This is a genomic window from Rhodococcus sp. IC4_135 (assembly GCF_011602025.1).
Taxonomy (GTDB): Bacteria; Actinomycetota; Actinomycetes; order Mycobacteriales; family Mycobacteriaceae; genus Rhodococcus_F; species Rhodococcus_F baikonurensis.
Genome location: NZ_JAAOLG010000012.1, coordinates 56596 through 74640, shown reverse-complemented (window position 1 = coordinate 74640; position 18045 = coordinate 56596). Strand labels below are relative to the sequence as shown.

The 18045-nt window shown below is 62.5% G+C and carries 17 protein-coding genes; 8 read left to right on the top strand and 9 right to left on the bottom strand.

The annotated features are described in order from the left end of the window. Positions 1 to 165: 165 nt before the first annotated feature. Positions 166 to 1374: a macrolide family glycosyltransferase gene (locus G8767_RS21165; RefSeq protein ID WP_166811590.1), complete on the top strand. Its 1209-nt coding sequence runs from the start codon at positions 166 to 168 to the stop codon at positions 1372 to 1374. 6 nt (positions 1375 to 1380) lie between these two features. Here the strand turns inward: G8767_RS21165 and G8767_RS21160 are convergent, their stop codons facing one another. Together G8767_RS21160 and G8767_RS21155 are read right to left on the bottom strand one after the other, a co-directional pair. Then, a complete protein-coding gene (locus tag G8767_RS21160) occupies positions 1381 to 1827 on the bottom strand; it encodes a MarR family winged helix-turn-helix transcriptional regulator (protein WP_166811588.1) in 447 nt (148 codons plus the stop codon). Positions 1828 to 1884: 57 nt separating this feature from the next. Further along, on the bottom strand, positions 1885 to 3291 hold the full coding sequence (locus G8767_RS21155; RefSeq protein ID WP_166811586.1) for a PLP-dependent aminotransferase family protein: 1407 nt from the start codon (positions 3289 to 3291) through the stop codon (positions 1885 to 1887). A gap of 140 nt (positions 3292 to 3431) precedes the next feature. Here G8767_RS21155 and G8767_RS21150 point away from each other — a divergent pair, with 140 nt between their 5' ends. Then, on the top strand, positions 3432 to 4652 hold the full coding sequence (locus G8767_RS21150; protein ID WP_095971411.1) for a pyridoxal phosphate-dependent aminotransferase: 1221 nt from the start codon (positions 3432 to 3434) through the stop codon (positions 4650 to 4652). A gap of 79 nt (positions 4653 to 4731) precedes the next feature. Here G8767_RS21150 and purQ read toward each other — a convergent pair whose 3' ends face one another. Beyond that, positions 4732 to 5409: a phosphoribosylformylglycinamidine synthase subunit PurQ gene (purQ, locus tag G8767_RS21145; protein ID WP_003945887.1), complete on the bottom strand. Its 678-nt coding sequence runs from the start codon at positions 5407 to 5409 to the stop codon at positions 4732 to 4734. After that, the gene (gene purS, locus G8767_RS21140) at positions 5406 to 5645 is read right to left on the bottom strand and encodes a phosphoribosylformylglycinamidine synthase subunit PurS (RefSeq protein ID WP_003945817.1); all 240 of its coding nucleotides are present in this window, start codon (positions 5643 to 5645) and stop codon (positions 5406 to 5408) included. Before purS ends, purQ begins: the two co-directional genes overlap by 4 nt. 165 nt (positions 5646 to 5810) lie before the next feature. Between purS and G8767_RS21135 the strand changes: the two genes are divergently transcribed. Then, a complete protein-coding gene (locus G8767_RS21135) occupies positions 5811 to 6458 on the top strand; it encodes an MBL fold metallo-hydrolase (protein ID WP_095971412.1) in 648 nt (215 codons plus the stop codon). A gap of 8 nt (positions 6459 to 6466) precedes the next feature. Here G8767_RS21135 and G8767_RS21130 read toward each other — a convergent pair whose 3' ends face one another. The 4 genes from G8767_RS21130 to G8767_RS21115 all read right to left on the bottom strand — a co-directional run bounded on the left by G8767_RS21130 (position 6467) and on the right by G8767_RS21115 (position 10358). Further along, the gene (locus G8767_RS21130; protein ID WP_166811584.1) at positions 6467 to 7837 is read right to left on the bottom strand and encodes an Ig-like domain-containing protein; all 1371 of its coding nucleotides are present in this window, start codon (positions 7835 to 7837) and stop codon (positions 6467 to 6469) included. A gap of 226 nt (positions 7838 to 8063) precedes the next feature. Continuing rightward, on the bottom strand, positions 8064 to 8768 hold the full coding sequence (locus G8767_RS21125) for a DUF2334 domain-containing protein (RefSeq protein WP_019747074.1): 705 nt from the start codon (positions 8766 to 8768) through the stop codon (positions 8064 to 8066). A 123-nt stretch (positions 8769 to 8891) separates the two neighbouring features. Further along, positions 8892 to 9389, bottom strand: a complete 498-nt coding sequence (locus tag G8767_RS21120; RefSeq protein WP_124568774.1) for a glutathione peroxidase — start codon at positions 9387 to 9389, stop codon at positions 8892 to 8894. A gap of 30 nt (positions 9390 to 9419) precedes the next feature. Then, positions 9420 to 10358 carry an iron-siderophore ABC transporter substrate-binding protein gene (locus G8767_RS21115; RefSeq protein ID WP_124568775.1) on the bottom strand — a complete coding sequence of 313 codons (939 nt, stop codon included), beginning with the start codon at positions 10356 to 10358 and terminating at the stop codon, positions 9420 to 9422. A gap of 122 nt (positions 10359 to 10480) precedes the next feature. Here G8767_RS21115 and G8767_RS21110 point away from each other — a divergent pair, with 122 nt between their 5' ends. From G8767_RS21110 to G8767_RS21100, 3 genes are all read left to right on the top strand, one after another. Continuing rightward, a complete protein-coding gene (locus G8767_RS21110) occupies positions 10481 to 11461 on the top strand; it encodes a sucrase ferredoxin (RefSeq protein ID WP_240952515.1) in 981 nt (326 codons plus the stop codon). A gap of 126 nt (positions 11462 to 11587) precedes the next feature. After that, entirely contained in the window at positions 11588 to 12865 is a 1278-nt protein-coding gene (locus G8767_RS21105; RefSeq protein WP_166811582.1) for an acyl-CoA dehydrogenase family protein, read from the top strand. Beyond that, positions 12862 to 14085, top strand: a complete 1224-nt coding sequence (locus G8767_RS21100) for an acyl-CoA dehydrogenase family protein (RefSeq protein WP_166811580.1) — start codon at positions 12862 to 12864, stop codon at positions 14083 to 14085. Before G8767_RS21105 ends, G8767_RS21100 begins: the two co-directional genes overlap by 4 nt. A 131-nt stretch (positions 14086 to 14216) precedes the next feature. Here G8767_RS21100 and G8767_RS21095 read toward each other — a convergent pair whose 3' ends face one another. Next, complete coding sequence (locus tag G8767_RS21095) at positions 14217 to 15629, bottom strand: C4-dicarboxylate transporter DctA (protein ID WP_007734438.1); 1413 nt, start codon at positions 15627 to 15629, stop codon at positions 14217 to 14219. A 119-nt stretch (positions 15630 to 15748) separates the two neighbouring features. Here G8767_RS21095 and G8767_RS21090 point away from each other — a divergent pair, with 119 nt between their 5' ends. Both G8767_RS21090 and G8767_RS21085 read left to right on the top strand, forming a co-directional pair. Further along, the gene (locus G8767_RS21090) at positions 15749 to 17335 is read left to right on the top strand and encodes a sensor histidine kinase (RefSeq protein WP_166811578.1); all 1587 of its coding nucleotides are present in this window, start codon (positions 15749 to 15751) and stop codon (positions 17333 to 17335) included. Next, complete coding sequence (locus G8767_RS21085; RefSeq protein WP_003945570.1) at positions 17332 to 18021, top strand: response regulator; 690 nt, start codon at positions 17332 to 17334, stop codon at positions 18019 to 18021. The genes G8767_RS21090 and G8767_RS21085 overlap by 4 nt, the downstream gene beginning before the upstream one ends. Positions 18022 to 18045: the final 24 nt, after the last annotated feature.

Below are 18045 nucleotides of genomic sequence, written 5' to 3'. Positions count from 1 at the left end.
GCCCATCCCGGCACTCGGATGCGTAGTCCTACTCGAGAGTGCACGGTACTTCCCCGACAAAAAATCAGATGCCGTTACCTATCCTGGTGGATAGTCTCGGTCCGGTATCCGGAGTTGTTCCAGAACAGTTGTCGTTCGACAACAGTCAGACGGCAGGAGTGATCGATGACCCGCAGACATATCGCCATGGTGAGCATTCCGGCACCTGGCCACGTCAATCCGAGCCTGGCGATCATCGCGCGTCTCGTCGCCGCCGGTCACCGCGTCACCTACGCCAACGACGAGTCGATGCGTGAGGTCATCGAGGCGACCGGGGCCGAATTCGCACCGTACGTCTCCACATTGCCCAGCCTCGTTCCTTCCCCTGACGGCGCCGAACCGGAGAAGAGTTGGGACGGGGATCTGATCGATCAGTTGACGATTTTCCAGGACGACTACGAGTCGATGCTGCCGCAGCTGCGCCGAATCTACGACGACGACCGTCCCGACCTCTTCCTCTACGACATCGCGGGAGTTCCAGCGCGAATACTGGCTCAGCAGTGGAACGTTCCCATCATCCAGCTGTCGCCGACGTACGTCGCCTGGGACGGTTACGAAGCCGACGCCGCACCGATGTACGACGAGATTCGCTCCGACCCGAGAGGCGTCGACCTCCTCGATCGGGAGGCCCGGTTCTTCCGCAGCGAAGGCGTCGAGGTCGACCCGCGCGAGTTCACCGGACGCCCACCGCGTGCGATCGTTCTGATCGCAGAATCGATGCAGCCCAACGCCGATCGCGTGAACCGTGACGTGTACACGTTTGTCGGCCCAGCACTCGAACCGAGCAGTCAACCCTGGGTGAACCCGGATCCGGACCGCAAACTTCTGTTGATTTCGTTGGGTTCAGCCTTCACCGATCATCCGGATTTCTACCGTACCTGCGTCGAGGCTTTCGGCGAGCTGGACGGCTGGCACGTTGTCCTCCAGATCGGAAAGCAGGTGCAGATCTCAGATCTCGGACCAGTGCCCGACAACGTCGAAATACACCGATGGGTACCGCAGTTCGCGATTCTGCAGCAGGCCGACGCGTTCGTGACCCACGCTGGTATGGGCGGATCCAGCGAGGGGCTCGTGACCGGCACACCCATGATCGCGGTGCCGCAAGCCGTCGATCAGTTCGGCAACGCCGACTCGCTGGTCGACGCCGGTGTCGCAGTACGCGTCGACAGCGCTACCGTCACGACAGCAGAGCTTCGTGAGGCGTTGGCTCGGGTGAGCTCGGACGAGTTCCGACGACGCAGTACAGAGTTGGCAAAAGAGCTCGCAGCGGCGGGCGGTGTGTCCCGTGCCGTCGAGTTGATCGAAGCCGTAATACCCGGCAGCGGGCGGTGGTAGTGGCGGCTACCAGTGCCAGGCGTCGCCACCCACGTTCTTGATGGTTCGCTGCAGAACCGTGATGGCGATGACGAACTCTTCTTCGCTGATTCCCTGCATCCGCTCTTCCTGCAGCATCTGCTGTATCCGCGCGGCGCGTTCGAACTGCTGGGAGCCCGCATCAGTGGGGAGAAGGACAGCCCCGTCTTCACGCGCCCACTCCAGATCGAGGGCAGAGTCGACGGCCGCGTCGACCACGTCAGTTGATTCGTTCGGACCGATCGTGCGGAGGAGGGCAGCTCGCTCCATCCCTTCAGGGTGCAGCGAAAGTTGGTGCAGGACCCACCATTGCGGCTGGGTGACGCCGACCGCTTCCAGCGCTCCCCTCGTGCGCGCACGAATCGCCTCACCGGCACGCGCGGTCCAGAATCCGATCGGCTGATTGGCCGGTGGCTGCATCGCTTGTTCGTTCATGGATACGACGATAAAACCTCAACGGAAGTTCAGGTCAACCACCAGCGAGGTGAAGTTCTACATATGTTGTGTGATTGCTCGGCCGATGATGCGGGCAGCGTCGGGGAACTCACCCGGGTTCGGTCCGGCGTAGTTGAGCCGCAAGAACTTTCCGGTCGGTTCCGCCGGGAACCAATCGTCGCCGGCCCCGACGATGACGCCGGCCGACCGGCAGTCCTGCACCACGCGTTCGAGATTCGTGGTGTCCGGGAGCCGCAGCCAGAGGTTGAGTCCGCCTTGCGGTACGGCGTCGAGGTGAGCGTCCGGCGCATGTTCGCGCAAACTCGACACGAGGAGATCGCGTCTGCCCTCGAGTTGGTGACGAAGCCTGCGCAAGTGCGTGCGCCAGGCCGGCTGGGTCACGACGTCGAGTGCTACCGCTTGCAGCATCCCACTGACATACATCGAATCTGCCTGTGTATCAGCAAGAATTCGCTCGTAGGCCGGGCCTCGGGCGATCAATCCGGCAACTCGCACCGACGGCGAGACGCTCTTGGTCAGTGCACGAAGGTAGACGACGTGTCCACTGTCGTCGCGAGCAGCGATGGGGCTGGGATCTGCGGTGATTCCGAAGTCGAGCGCCGAACTGTCCTCGATGAGGAACGCGCCGTGCCGACGGACGGTATCGAGAACCTTGTCAGCCAACGACGGCGACCACAGCGCTCCCGTCGGACTCGCGAAGCTCGGTTGTGCATAGAACGCACGGGCACCGGTCTGTTCGAATGCACGCGAAAGCTCTTCAGGATCAGGACCGTTGGCGCCGCTGGAGATCGGAATGACCGTGACTCCAGCCTGCGCGGCAGCCAGGATCGCACCCCAGTAGGTCGGCGATTCCATGAGCAACGGCCGCCCCTCCCCCACCAACGCACGGAAGGACGTCGCAAGCCCACCCTGACTGCCGGGAAGTACAACCACGTCGTTCGGCCCCGGCGGAGTGATCCCGGCAGGAGTGGCGGAACCCAATTCGGAGGCAAACCAGGACTGCAGTTCCGGAAGCCCCGCAGCGAGGGGTCGATTGAACACGGCGTCGGTTCGCGTCGCCCTGGTGAAGGCTGCACGAACCAGACCTTCCGGCAACAGCTCTCGGGCCGGATAGCCGGAATGCAGCGCGATCACGTCGTTGGAGGTGGACTGCAGCGCAATAGGCAGTTGCAGCCGATAATTCGGCGATCCGAGCGCCGCTGTCTGCCACCCGTAATCGTTGGGTCGCACGACGCGCGCCGCGCGTACGAAGGTTCCCACTCCGGGTCGAGCCTCTACGACTCCCTGAGATACCAGCGTTCGCAGCGCCTTCTGCACGGTGACGGGACTGGCCCCGTGCAGGCTCACGAGCGACCGAGTGGACGGAAGCTTCGCGCCGGGAGGAGCCGTCGCGATCCATTCACGCAAGGCTGCGACGATCCTCGAACTGCTATCATTGGACATGTCAAAACATAGTAGCGCTACTCTCCCGCCGACGCTAGCGCTATCGCGAATCAATGTCCATTTCCAGAGCTGAACACTGAGGCGCCCTTCTCATCTGAAACACAACTCGCCCAACCGAACCGGAAGAGGTACGTAACCGCGTGAACACACCCATCGATCAGGCCCGCAAGCTCGAGAATGTCAGGTACGACATCAGAGGGCGAATTCTCGACAAGACCGAAGAACTCGAGGATCAGGGACACACGATCCTGCGACTCAACGTCGGCAATCCGGCCCCCTTCGGATTCGAAGCTCCGGACGAAATCATGATGGCCATGATCCGCAATCTCCCTACCGCGCAGGGATATTGCGATTCTCGCGGACTGTATTCGGCGCGCACCGCGGTGGTGCAGTACTACCAGACGCGGGGTATCACCGATGTCACCGTCGACGAGATTTATCTCGGAAACGGCGTCTCCGAACTGATCACGCTGACGATGCAGGCGCTCTGCAATCCCGAGGACGAGATCCTGATTCCCGCTCCCGACTACCCCTTGTGGACGGCTTCGGTTTCACTTGCCGGCGGCACGCCGGTCCACTACCTCACCGATGAAAGCCAGGGCTGGGCACCGGACTTCGACGATCTGGAAGCTCGGATCTCTCCCCGTACCCGAGGGATTGTCGTCATCAATCCCAACAATCCGACGGGCGCCGTCTACTCGACGGAGGTGCTGCAACGCTTCGTGGACATCGCGCGCAAACACGACCTGATGCTCTTCGCCGACGAAATCTACGAAAAGATCGTCTACGACGGCCGATCCATGACAAACCTTGCGTCGATGACCGGGCGAGACGTCCTGTGTCTGACGTACTCGGGGCTGTCCAAGGCCTACCGCGTCTGCGGGTTCCGAGCAGGATGGCTGGCAATCACCGGACCACTGGAGCGGGCGTCGAGTTTCATCGAAGGCATCAAACTGCTGGCCAACATGCGAATGTGTGCCAATGTTCCGGCGCAGCACGCGATCCAGACCGCACTCGGCGGGCGCCAGTCCATCGAGGACCTGTTGCTTCCACAAGGCCGGCTGACAGCGCAGCGCGATCTCGCGCACAGCACGCTCAACAGCATCGACGGAATCAGTTGCCAACAGGCCGACGGGGCGCTGTACCTGTTCCCCAAGCTCGACGTCGACAAGTTCGGCATCGTCGACGACGAGAGGTTCGTTCTCGATCTACTGGAGTCGGAGAAGATCCTGGTCAGCCACGGTCGCGCATTCAATTGGATCGAACCCGATCACTTCCGGTTGGTGACTCTCCCCAACACCGACGATCTCTCGACCGCTCTCGAGCGACTCGGCAACTTCCTCAGTTCCTACAGCCAGTAGCCCTGGTTACCGGGCCCACGTACGACTGAACGCCGACCGGATTTCCGGTCGGCGTTCAGTGGTGAAAATCAGCAGGCGGTCAGGCAGTGACGATCGCGTCGAGTGCCGAGTAGAACAAGCCCAATCCGTCGTCACTGGGACCGGTGAGAGCCTCGGTGGCGTGCTCGGGGTGCGGCATCAAACCGACGACGCGGCCGTTGGCCGAAGAGATGCCGGCGATGCGACGCTGCGAACCGTTGGGGTTCTCCTCCGAGTAACGGAAGACGACGCGGCCTTCGCCCTCGAGTTCGTCGAGAACCTTCTCGGACGCCTGGAAGCGACCTTCACCCGACTTGAGGGGGATGAGGATCTGGGCGCCGGCCTCGTAGCGTGAGGACCACGCCGTGTTGTTGGCTTCGACCGTCAACCACTCGTCGCGGCAGATGAAGTGCAGACCCTGGTTACGGGTCAGGGCACCGGGGAGCAATCCCGCCTCGCAGAGGATCTGGAAACCGTTGCAGATGCCCAGGACCGGCATGCCGCCCTTGGCTGCTTCGACAACCTTGCCCATCGCGGGAGCAAAACGTGCGATTGCGCCGCAGCGAAGGTAGTCGCCGTAGGAGAATCCACCGGGAACGATAACCGCGTCGACACCCTTGAGGTCTGCGTCGCCGTGCCAGAGTTCGACAGCTTCACCGCCGGCCAGGTTCACAGCCCGGGCTGCGTCGATGTCGTCGAGCGTGCCCGGGAACGTGATTACCCCGATACGTGCGCTCATGCCTCGACTCGCCTGACGGTCCAATCCTCGATCACCGTGTTGGCCAGCAGGCCTTCGGCGATCTTCTCGAGTTCGGCGTCTTCGACACTGCCGTCGATCTCCAACTCGAACCGCTTGCCCTGACGGACATCGGATACTCCTGCAAAGCCCAGGCGAGACAGTGCCCCGACAATTGCCTGTCCCTGGGGGTCGAGAATCTCGGCCTTGGGCATGACTTCGACGACGACACGGGCCACGTGCTGCTCCTCGGTACTAGTGCGCGAACCCGGAGTGAAACGCTCGGGTGATGGCCAGTTTACCGGGCGTACCCGAGATGGTTCGCATCGAGTGATCGGGGCGTGACGGCCAACACCCGCGAGAGCCGCCTGCGAGTCCCTTCAGGGCGGCGCATACTCGAAATCATGCGACTGACACATTTTGGCCATTCCTGTGTTCTCGTGGAGTTGAACGGATCGAAGATCCTCTTCGATCCCGGCAACTTCTCGCACGGGTTCGAAGGCATCACCGGCCTCGACGCCATCCTCGTGACACATCAACACCCCGATCATGCCGACCCCGCGCGCCTGCCCGAACTGGCCGAAGCTAACCCCGACGCCGTGCTCTACAGCGATCCGCAGACGGCGGAAAAGCTCGGTGGACGCTGGACCGGAGTCCGCCCGGGCGACCGGTTCAGCATCGGTGACGTCGAGGTGACCGGAGCGGGCGGAGAGCACGCGATCATCCATCCGGACCTACCGATGATCGACAACACCGCGTTCCTCCTCGGCGACGCGAGCAACCCGGCGCAGTTCATGCACCCCGGCGATTCCCTCTTCGTCCCCGAACAGACGGTCGACGTTCTTGCCCTCCCCGCCGCCGCACCGTGGCTCAAGATCTCGGAGGCCATCGACTACCTCCGTGCGGTAGCGCCGCGCGTCGCGGTTCCCATCCATCAAGCGATCATCCGCGACGAAGCCACAGGTATTTTCTACGGTCGCTATTCGGAAATGGCTGCCGACGGCACCGAGTTCCGAGTTCTCGGCGAGGAGTCGAGCGTCGAAGTCGCCTGATTCAGTTCTCACGCACTCACGTCGACGATGATCCAGCCGGTGCTCGTCCCGCCGGCTGCGTCGGTGAGTGTGTAGAGAATCCTGTCGGTGCCTGTCTTCGTTCCGGCCTCGAACACAACTTCACCGTTTTCGAGCTTTACCGTGCCACCGAGAAGTGATGTCGCCTCGACGCCGGTCACCTTGATCGAATCTCCGTTGCTGTCATGATCATTCGCGACGGCGTCGACGTTGACCGCGCCACCTGAGCGGACCCGCGCGGTGTCGAGTGCGGCGTACGGCGGGATCGGACTTGCCGTGTACCGACCGACATCGTCGAGTCGAACCGAGGCAACATCCGCAGCATCGACGATGGCAGCAAATTCGGTGCCGTCGAAGCGCGAGAGGTCGTTGCCGTTCATGATGGTCGATCCCTCGGCGCCACCGCCGTGATAGTCGTCGGCATAGAAGTTGTGGCCCAACTCGTGGCGGAGGACGCGACTGAAGGTGCCATCGGGCTCGGCACCGACGTGCGCGTAGCTGTGATCGAGTTCGAACTTCGAGTAATAGGCATTTCCGCCACCGGATTTGCACACGACAGTCGCCTGATCGACGCTGGTCCCGACTTGATCGGACCACAGTTCTTCCAACTGCTCGAGGTTTTCACAAATGCTCGAATACGGATCGTCGGCGGCATCTGCCCGAAGGACGACCCGACCGAGGATCGGCCGGATTCCGACGTCTCTGATCCAGATCGCAGCGGTTCTGGCCATGGATTCCTCGGCCCGGTCCAGGGCGACGGCGGGACTGCCTTCACCATGCGCGGAGTACCACTCGCCGCTCAGGTCCAACCCCACCACGAACTGCTTCACCGTCTTGCCGACGTTTGCTGCCGAGGCCGTCGCGATGGAGGCGGTCGGCCACTGCGGCTTCGCATCGATCGGCGCGGTGCTGCGACCGACCACGTTCGATCCGACGAACTCGATCGAAGCGCCCCGATCGAAAATCACCTGTCCGCGCAGTGTTCCAGCGGAGTCGACGATGGCCGAGACGATTGCGTCCGGATGCCCTTCCACGCTGCCGATGTACGAACGGGGCGCCGGGATCACCACGTGGGAAAGCTCGCCGCCGCTTTCTTGCACAGCCATCGAGAAGTCGGGTCCCCGCAGATTCATCTTGTGGAGTCGCAACGTGAGTTGCTCGCCTTCGTCGTCGACGGTCGCGGTGCGCACGCCGTCACTCGATCCACTCGATCCGCCGTCGATACTTCCCGTCGGCAGAGTGTGGACCACGCCGGTCGGAGCGGCAGACGCGAGCGTCGGGACGACCGCACCGCAGACGACCACGCCCACAGTCACAGCGACAAGACCTTTGGCCGACTTGGTGAGCACTCGTGCGCGCATGGTGAAACCCCAACCCATCTACTAGCGGCAGATTAACTGCACGCACTCTAGCAGCGAAGAAGTTGGGTGGCTCCACACTTGAATTCAACGTCCGTTTTGTGCAAATTTGACCCACTCTGCACTACTGCCAGCAAGAAACGGAAGAAAGGCGAAGAGTCAGCCTGCTCGGACAACCCGGACAGACGACACCATTTCGTAGCTATCGAATAGTTGCCAACTACCGAATTCAGGCAGCGCCGAGCTCCTGAGACGGGGAGTTCCACCGATACACCTGCGAGGTGGCTTCGTGAAAGAGTGCAAGGTCGACGGCGTCGAGAACTGCCTGCCTCGGGCCCTCGTTTCCCAACTGCTTGGCCGTGATCGACAATCTGACCAGTCCCCCACGCTTGGCGGCGCGCCCGGCTCCGAGAACCAATGCGCGACACCACCACGGCTCGGCCTTGAAGCCCTCGCCGATACCGAAAACCCGTCCCCGCTGCAAGGTGCCTCGGGTCAGATCGTGCACTGCCCCGAGGCCTGCCATCGTGCGAAAACCCGTCTCCGGCAACACCGACATGGCACCGGGCGACGCCACCCAGCGCGGCGGCGCGAACACCCGGGTCCGAAGGCCGGCATGCTCGAGAACTCGATCCGCAGCGAGTAGTCGCAGCTTTGCTTCGTGCTTCGACAGAGTGGCGAACTCGGCCCGACGACGCTTGGTCGCGGCCTGGTCGTAGCCGTGCAGAACGATGGCGTCGCCGTGCTCACGACGCTCACGCAGCCAAGCCGTCGTCACCGCGTCGTCGGCCAGTCGATATTTGTCCTTCAGTCGCGGCGCCACCAGGAGCGACAGGCGGACACCTCGAGCGTCCATCTCGTCAGCGAATCCGGCAGCGAGATAACATGTCTCGTCTCTGATTCCGGATACCGACACGATCAGTTCTGCGGACATACGCCGATAGTGGCAGCTGTGGGTGAACAGCACACTGCCGCAGGATGATCATCCGGCGGCAGTTTTCAGCGCAGCTACCAGTTCTCGGGAAGCGCAGCTACCAATTCTTCGGAAGCGCAGCTACTAGTTCTTGGGAAGCGCAGCTTCGATCGCGGCGACAACCTCGGGTGCGTCAGGCTCGGTCCGCGGACGGAAGCGGTTGACGACGGTGCCGTCCGGTCCGATCAGGAACTTCTCGAAGTTCCACTGAATGTCTCCCGCAGTGCCCTCGGCGTCGGCCGCCTTGGTGAGCTCGGCATACAGCGGATGCTGGTTTTCGCCGTTCACCTCGATCTTCTCGAGAAGCGGGAACGTGACGCCGTAGGTGGTGGAGCAGAACGTCTCGATCTCTTCGGCGGTACCCGGTTCCTGCCCCATGAACTGGTTGCACGGGATGCCGATCACGGTCAGACCGCGATCCGCGTACTCGCCGGCCAGCTTCTCGAGCGCCGAGTACTGCGGGGTCAGCCCACACTTGGATGCCACGTTGACCACGAGGACGGCGCGGCCGTCGTATTCACCCAACGAGGTGGGCACGCCACCGAGGGTGTTGATCGCGATGTTCTGTACTGGAGTTGTCATAGGCTCCAACTTAGCGACTCTTGTCCGCTGCTACGTCGACGCTCCGAGAATGCGATCGAGGTCGTCGAGGACGGTGAGGCCGCCGAGCGGTCCGACGCCGGTGATCCAGTAGGACATGTCGACCAGATGCGGGTTCGGGAAGAGTCCGGCGTTGTCCGCCACGGCCTTCGGCATCGTGCTTGCATCGGCCGGTTTCGCGGAGGTCACCAGGATGAGGTCGGCGTTGGCTCCGGAGACGAATTCCGGGGAGAGGTCGACGGAGATCGAGTTCTCCCAGTCGCGTGCCGGAATCGTGAGTCCCGCGCATTCGAGAGTGCTTCCGGCAAACGACGTGGGCCCGTACAGCGTCAGAACGTCGTCGCGTGGGCGGATGAGCTGAGCGGTCTTGCCCTCGGTGCTGTGCTTGCCGGCCACTTCCTCGCAGCGTGCCGTGTAGTCGCCGAGCAGTTCGCCTGCCTGATCGGTCTTGTTCAACGCCTCTGCGACGAACTGGACGTTGTCCTGCCACGGATCGGTCTGGGTTGCCATGTAGACGGTCGGCGCGATGGCAGCGAGCTGCTCGTACAGATCACCGTGCCGTGTTTCCGTTCCGATGATCAGGTCCGGGCTCAGGGCGACGATCTTCTCGAGGTTCGGTGCCGCGACGGTGCCGACCATCTCGATCTCCGCGGCCTCCTCACCGAGGTACGCGGGAACACCGGTCGTCTCGCTCAGTACCGCGGTGCCCACGGGGATCACGCCCAGCGCTACCGACGTGTCGAGCTGAACCGGCTCGAGCACGACAACTCGCTGCGGATCCATCGGGACGTCGGTGGTTCCGCGGGCGTGGGTGACCGCGTGCACGGTGTCGGCAGACTGACTGCCGGTATCCGTCGTGTCGTCACTTCCACACGCCGTTGTCGTTGCCACGACGGCGGCGAGAACAAAACCACCCAGCACGTACTTCGTCCGCGAGTTACTGCGTTTCATTCCCAACACTCCTGTTACCGACTGCTTCCGACCGTCACAGCCACGCGCATTCACCACGGCTGAGCAAAGGATTCACCATCCAATAGTCTGGTGAGCCTAACCTACGAGACTGGAGCCTCATCATGTCTTCCCTTCCCTGCCACGGCGACGGTGTCCTGGGGAAGGCATCAATGCAGTGCCTTTCGGAATTTGTCGCCAATCCACAAACCAGTCGACGCCCTCACGCCTGTACACGGCAGTCGTCAACTGCCGGCGAACCGATGGTCGGTCGCGCCGGAACGACACATCTGTGGGTGTTGATCGAGCACCCCGGCCCCTGGCCGGCGTCCGCCCCCGACGACGTTCTCCCCGGCGCGCTCACCGAAAAGATCTACGCAGCGCAGGGCCGTATCCGCCTCGTGGTGATCCGGCGGACCCGCAACCGTCGGGTTCGCACGCCGACGTGTGTACTCGCATGGACGGACGGCACCCGCCAGTGGATGCGCGAAGGGTCGGCGGACCGATACGAGGATCTGTCGGTACTGCCGTTCGAATCGATGGCCGCGGGAGTGGAACCCGACTTCGGCCGCTCCCGCACGGAACCACTCTTCGCAGTGTGCACACATGGAAAAAAGGATGCGTGCTGCGCGGAACTCGGCCGTCCGGTGGTGTCGGCACTGGACGTTGCCGGGATCGCGGACGTGTGGGAATGCAGTCACATCGGCGGAGACCGTTTCGCGGCCAACATGATTGCGTGGCCCGCCGCAGTCTATTTCAGTCGGCTGGACGGCGACTCCGCCACGGACGCAGTCGAGAAGTACCTGAACGGAGAACTGGCGGTGACTCACCTGCGCGGCCGGGCGGCACTGTCGCAGGCCGCTCAGGCCGCCGAGCACGCCGTCCGACGCGCCACCGACATCGTCGCAACGGATGCACTCGAGAGCATCACCGAGAGCGTCGACGGAGTACGCACGACCGTCGATCTTCGGTTGGAGGAGAGAGACTTTCGCGTGGTCGTCCGGCCCGGTCCTCCCGGGCAGCCGTTCCGACATGATTGTGGTTCCGGGGGAACGGTCGAATGGAGTGGATGGACCGTCGAGCACCTTCTCGAGCAACCGCACTGACCACTCGATTTCCGCTGCGACTGCCCGGCAGGCCATCGAACCGAGATTTGCGCGGACTGACAACACTTCGAATCAGGTCGCGATGAAGGATCGACGCCCCTGGTGATTACAGCTTGCATTCTTCCCATGACCACCGCACTGACGCCGAATGCCGTTTCCCGGTCTGCAGATCCGATCAAGAGTGAGGTCGACTACGAAACGCTGGCAGAGAAATTCCGTCCGATCTTCGCGAACATCGCACAAAGCGTCGTGGAACGCGAACGCGATCATGTCCTTCCCTTTCAACAGATCGATGCACTCAAGAAAGCAGGCTTCGGCGCCGTTCGGGTGCCGACGACACACGGTGGGTCCGGCGCGAGCATCCCTCAGCTGATCCGCTTGTTGGTCGAACTGTCGAGTGCCGATTCCAACATCACGCAGGCACTACGCGGACACTTCGCGTTTGTCGAAGATCGACTGGTCGCCGATCCCGGACCGGAACGTGACACCTGGCTCCGACGCTTTGCAGAGGGACAGTTGGTCGGAAACGCGTGGACCGAGATCGGCGACGTTGCACTGGGTGAAGCCAACACCAAGGTCTCGCCGGCGCCCGACGCCGATCACTTCCTGGCGAACGGGGCAAAGTTCTACAGCACGGGTTCCATTTTCGCCGATTGGATCGACCTGTACTCACAGCGCACCGACACCGGCGCATTCGTGATCGCCGCAGTGGAAGCGAGACAGCCCGGAGTCACGCACAGCGACGACTGGAACGGGTTCGGCCAGCAGACGACTGGCTCCGGTTCGTCGGTCTACGAGGACGCGATTGTCCAGCCGGAGAACATCTTCGACTTCTCGACGCGTTTCAAATATCAGACCGCGTTCTACCAACTGTTCCATCTCGCCACCCTCGCCGGCATTGCCAAGGCCGCGACGACCGAGATCTCTCGCCGAGTTGCCGCTCGCACTCGAACCTTCAGTCACGGCAACGCACCGAGATACGCGCAGGATTCACAGATTCAGCAAGTGGTCGGCGAGGTCTCCTCAGCTGCCTTTGCCGCCGAGGCCGTTGCAGTGCACGCAGCGCAGTCGTCCCAATGGGCTTACGAAGCCGCATTCTCGGGCTCGCCCGAGGAAGAGAAGGCGGCCAACATTGCGGCCGAAATCGATTCGGGGCGAGGACAAGTCGCCTCGATCGGACTCGTCGTGCCGGCCACGGCCAAGATCTTCGACGCGCTCGGCGCTTCCGGAGTGAGCCGCGACCTCGATCTCGATCGATTCTGGCGCAACGCCCGCACCGTCGCCAGCCACAACCCGGTCGTCTTCAAATCCAAAGTTGTCGGCGACTACGAAATCAACGGAACCGAACCGATTTACGTGTGGGCCATCGGGACTGCACCGACCGAAAAGGATGAACAGGCATGACCGTGACCAGTGAAACCGAAGTCTTCGTCGGCGTTCCCGACACATCCGCGGGCTGGATCGACCGCGCACGCGAGGTGAGCAACATCCTTGCCGCCGACGCCCTCGCCCGCGACCGAGCCGGCGAACCACCGTTCCGAGAAGTACAGCTGCTCAAGGACAGTGGTCTGGTGACGCTCCTGGGCCCGGTCGAGTTCGGCGGCGGTGGGCAGCGATGGGAGACCGCCTACAAGGTGGTTCGGGAGATCGCGCGCGCCGACGGCTCCATCGGACAACTGCTCGGGTATCACTACCTGTGGGCGTGGGCAGCCAGATTGGTCGGTACCGATCCGCAGATCTCCGCTGTCGAGGAGCTGTACACGAGCAACCGATTCTTCTTCGGTGGCGCGGTGAATCCTCGAGACACCGACCTCACCGTCGTGGACCGCGGAGACAACCTGGTGTTCAACGGTGTGAAGTCGTTTTCCACCGGAGGACGAGTCACCGACCTCACGGTGCTCGAGGGAATCATCGACGGAACTGCGACGCATGTGTTCGCGATCGTGCCGACCGCTCAGGACGGCATAGTCTTCCGCGGAGACTGGGACAACCTCGGGCAGCGCCTCACCGATTCCGGCAGTGTCGAGATCAACGACGTCGAGGTCGACTGGGCAAGCGCGGCAGGCTTTGTCGACAAGGAATTCCAACCGCTGGTCTACAACACCCTGAACTTCCCGGCCATCGAGATCGTGTTCGCGAACTTCTACCTCGGGATCGCCCGTGGCGCACTGGACACTGCGGCCGAGTACACCCGAACCCGTACGCGTCCATGGCCGTACGGCGGTGACAACCGCGAAATCGCAACGGACGAGTGGTACCTCCGTGAGGGCTACGGTGACTTGCAATCCAAGCTGTGGGCAGCGGAGGCCTTCGTGGATCAGGTCAGCCATGAGGCCGACACCGTGCTCCACGACGCTCGCGAAAACCTCACCGAGCAGGCTCGCGGCGATCTTGCCGTACGGATCGCGGCCGCAAAACTTCGCGCCGCCGACGTGTCCTTGGAGATCAGCAACAAGATCTTCGAACTGACGGGTGCCAGAGCCACGTCCAACGATGTGGGCCTGGACATCTACTGGCGCAACATCCGGACGCATACCCTTCACGATCCGCTCGCGTACAAGCGCCGTGAAGTCGGTAGCCGCTATCTGACCGGCGAGATTCCCGAACCGACCTGGTACACATAGCACCCACGAACAGAAAGAGACCGTCGCACGGTTGGTGCGGCGGTCTCTTTCATCGTTACGACCAGGATCACTGATCGTAGACCGGGTTCCGCGCCTGCTGTGCGGTCAAACGTTCAGCAGAGCGGACGGATCTAGTGATGGCTCACAAACGACTGCTTGGTGCCGGTCGGAGCCGTTTCGAGTTTGTGCTGCTCTTCTTCGTCCTCGTCGTCGAGCATCGTGGCCTCGTTGAACGGGATCTTGCCGTCGAGCACCTCGACGACGCGTTCCTTGTCGATCGTCTTGGTCCACGCGCCGACCAGGAGAGTCGCGACAGCGTTGCCCGAGAAGTTGGTGATCGCTCGCGCTTCCGACATGAAGCGGTCGATTCCGACGATGAGCCCGACGCCGTCGAGAAGCTCGGGGCGGTGGCTCTGCAGACCACCGGCCAGCGTGGCCAGGCCGGCGCCGCTGACTCCGGCAGCGCCCTTGGAGGCGATGATCATGAACACCAGCAGCGAGAGCTGCTCACCGAAACCGAGCGGCTGTCCCATGGCGTCGGCAATGAAGATCGACGCCATCGTCAGGTAGATCGCGGTGCCGTCGAGGTTGAACGAGTAGCCGGTGGGAACGACGATGCCTACCGTGGTGCGCTCGACACCCACGTGCTCCATCTTGGCGATCAGACGCGGCAGTGCCGATTCGGAGGACGAGGTGGCGAAGATGAGCAGGTACTCACGGGCCAAGTACTTGACCAGCTTGAAGATGTTGAACCCGGTGACGGCGCGCAGCAGGGTTCCGAGAACACCGAAGACGAAGATCAGGCAGGTCAGGTAGAAGCCGATCATCAGGGTTCCGAGCTGAACGACGGCGTTCAAACCGGTCTGGCCGACGACGCTGGCGATGGCACCGAAAGCACCGATCGGGGCAAGCCAGAGGATCATCGTCAGGATCTTGAACACGAGCTTCTGAATGTATCCGACGGCCTTGAGAATCGGTTCACCCGACTTGCCGAGCGACTGGATCGCGAAGCCGACCAGAAGGGCGACGAACAGAGTCTGCAGCACGCTGCCGGCTGTGAGGGAGGACAGCATCGACGTCGGAATGATGGACGCGATGAAGTCCCAGGTACCGCCCGCGCTGTGGGCCTGATCTGCAAGCTTGGCCACGGAGGCCGCGTTGGGCGTGATGTTCAGGCCACTGCCCGGGTTGAGCAGGTTGCCGACGCCCAGGCCGATCGCGAGTGCGATGGTGGACATCCCGATGAAGTAGGCGAGTGCGAGGCCGCCGACCTTGCCGACCTTGGCCGCAGCTCGAACCGAGCCGATGCCGAGCACGATGGTGCAGAAGATGACCGGGCTGATCATCATCTTGATCAGGCTGACGAACAACGTGCCGAGTACACCGACGGACTTACCGAACTCGGGTGCGAGCCAACCGACGAGGATGCCGCCGATGACCGCGACGATGACGCTCATGTAGAGCCAATGCGTCTTGTCGCGCTTTGCCTTGGTGCCCTCGGGCTGTGGGGAACCGTCTACTGTCCCTGTTGCCGTGCTGCTCATGGGGTGTCCTTTGGATCGGATATCTGTGAAGTGATCGGGATCACTTCGAGTCGTGGAGAATTCTTGTTGCAAACAGGTGGGCCCGGAAGTTTGTGTTCATTACGTTCAGGAGGCGCTCGATGGTCGAACGAAAGACCGGCCGACGTATGAGCGTCGCCAGGCAGATTCTGATCCTGCAATTGGCGTTGTTGGCGCTGGTCATCGGCGTGGGGGCTGCGCTCGCGGTTGTCGACGAACGCCGCGACAGCGATGACGCGATCCGCAGGCAGGTGAGCTCGATAGCGCAGACTCTCGCCCTGTCGGATTCGACGGCGGCGGCCCTGAAGAGTCCGGACCCGACTGCGATTCTGCAACCACAGACCGAGAAAATCCGACAGGCAACCGGCGTCGATTTCATCGTGGTGATGGCGCCGGATCGCACTCGGTTCACACACACGAGCCCGGAACTGATCGGCCAACTGTTCACCGGGAACATCGACCGCGCACTCGCCGGCGCGACCTTCACGGAGACGTACGCCGGGTCGCTGGGGCCGTCGATCCGCGCAGTCACTCCGGTTTACGATTCCGGTGGAACCCTGGTCGGTCTGGTTTCCGCCGGTGTCACGCGCGAGCAGATCAGCAAGCAGTTCGCCCAAAGTGTTCCGGTCATCCTGTTCGTTGCCGGCGGCGGTCTACTTGCCGCCCTCCTGAGTTCACTTCTGGTGAGTCGGCGTATCAGGCGACAGACCCTGGGGATGGCGCCGGACGAACTCCGCACCATGTACGAACACCACGACGCCGTCCTGCACAGCATCGGTGAGGGCTTGGTGGTGATCGGGCGAGGCCGAAGCAACGATGCGCGAGTGGATATCGTCAACGACGAAGCACGTCGCCTCCTCGATCTACCGGAAGGGCCCGTGCCACTTTCATCCATCCCCGAGACCATGCGGGTCGACGATGCCTCTCCCGCAAAAGATCAAGTGCACCTCACCGACAAGCGTGTGCTGGTGGTCAACCAACACCCGGTTGAGTGGGAGGGCAACAGAATTGGCACTGTGCTGACAATTCGCGATCACACCGAACTGCAGAACGTACTCGGGGAATTGGATTCGGTACGTAGTTTTGCCGAGTCGCTTCGATCGCAAGCCCACGAGAGTGCAAATCGTCTGCACACGATCATCACGATGGTCGAGTTGGGGCGAAACGACGACGCAGTGGCCTTCGCCACCAATGAATTGCGGGTGTCTCAACAGCTGATAGATCGTCTGATGAATGCGGTCCACGAGCCGGCACTGGCCGCACTACTGCTCGGCAAGATGAGCGAAGCGACCGAACGCGGTGTCGACCTGACCATCACGGAAGACACTGCGCTCGGTCCGGTTCCTTCGCTCAATGCACGCGAGTTGGTCACGCTGGTCGGCAATCTCGTGGACAATGCTATTGACGCATCGCGCGCGAGCGAGTCTCCGTGGGTGGAAGTGACGGTAATGGAAGAGGATTCGATGATGGTTGTTGCCGTCGCCGACAGCGGCCCGGGAATGACACCCGAAGCACTCGAAAAGGCCAAGGGCCGTGGCTACTCCACAAAATCCGGCTCTCGCGGACTCGGTCTCGCGCTCGTCTCGCAAGTGGTGAAACGGCACGGCGGCACGCTCACCAGTGAACCGGCGATGGGCTCGATGCTGGTAGTCCGCATACCTCTGCGCGAGGCGGAAACACCGCGATGATTCGTGTACTGATAGTCGACGACGAACCGTTGATCGCGCAGGCGCACCGTTCGTACGTCGAGCGTGTGCCGGAGTTCGTGGTCCACGGCGTGGTTCATTCCGGGAACGCCGCCGTGCGTGCAGTTACGGCGGCCAACGCCACCGACCAGCCCATCGACCTGGTCCTGCTCGACATCGGTTTGCCCGACGCCAGCGGTCTCGACGTGGCTTCCGCCCTCGGCGGGTTGCGCCCGAGTCCGGACATCATCGCGGTCACCTCGGCGCGCGATCTCGAGGTGGTTCGAAGCGCCGTGGCTCGCGGGATCGTCCTCTATCTCCTCAAGCCGTTCACCTTCGCAGCGTTCCGCGACAAGCTCGAGCGCTACCTCGAATATCGTGCTGCCCTGCCCGCTGGAGAGTCTGCGGTCAGCCAACACGACATCGACCGAGCGATGTCCGCACTACGAACGTCCGACGATCGAGCAGCGGCGCCGAAAGGCTTTGCATCTCAAACGCTCGGACTTGTCGCTGCATCTGTTCGGGATTCGGAAGGTCCCGTGACTGCGGCCGAGGTGGCAGCGTCGGTCGGAGTGTCCCGGGTGACAGCCTGGCGCTACCTGGAAAAGCTGGCAGACGACGGCATGCTCACCCGGGAGACCGAGTACGGGCGGGCTGGACGCCCTCAGGTTCGTTACCGCAGAACCTGACTTGTCACCGAACCTGAGGGTCAC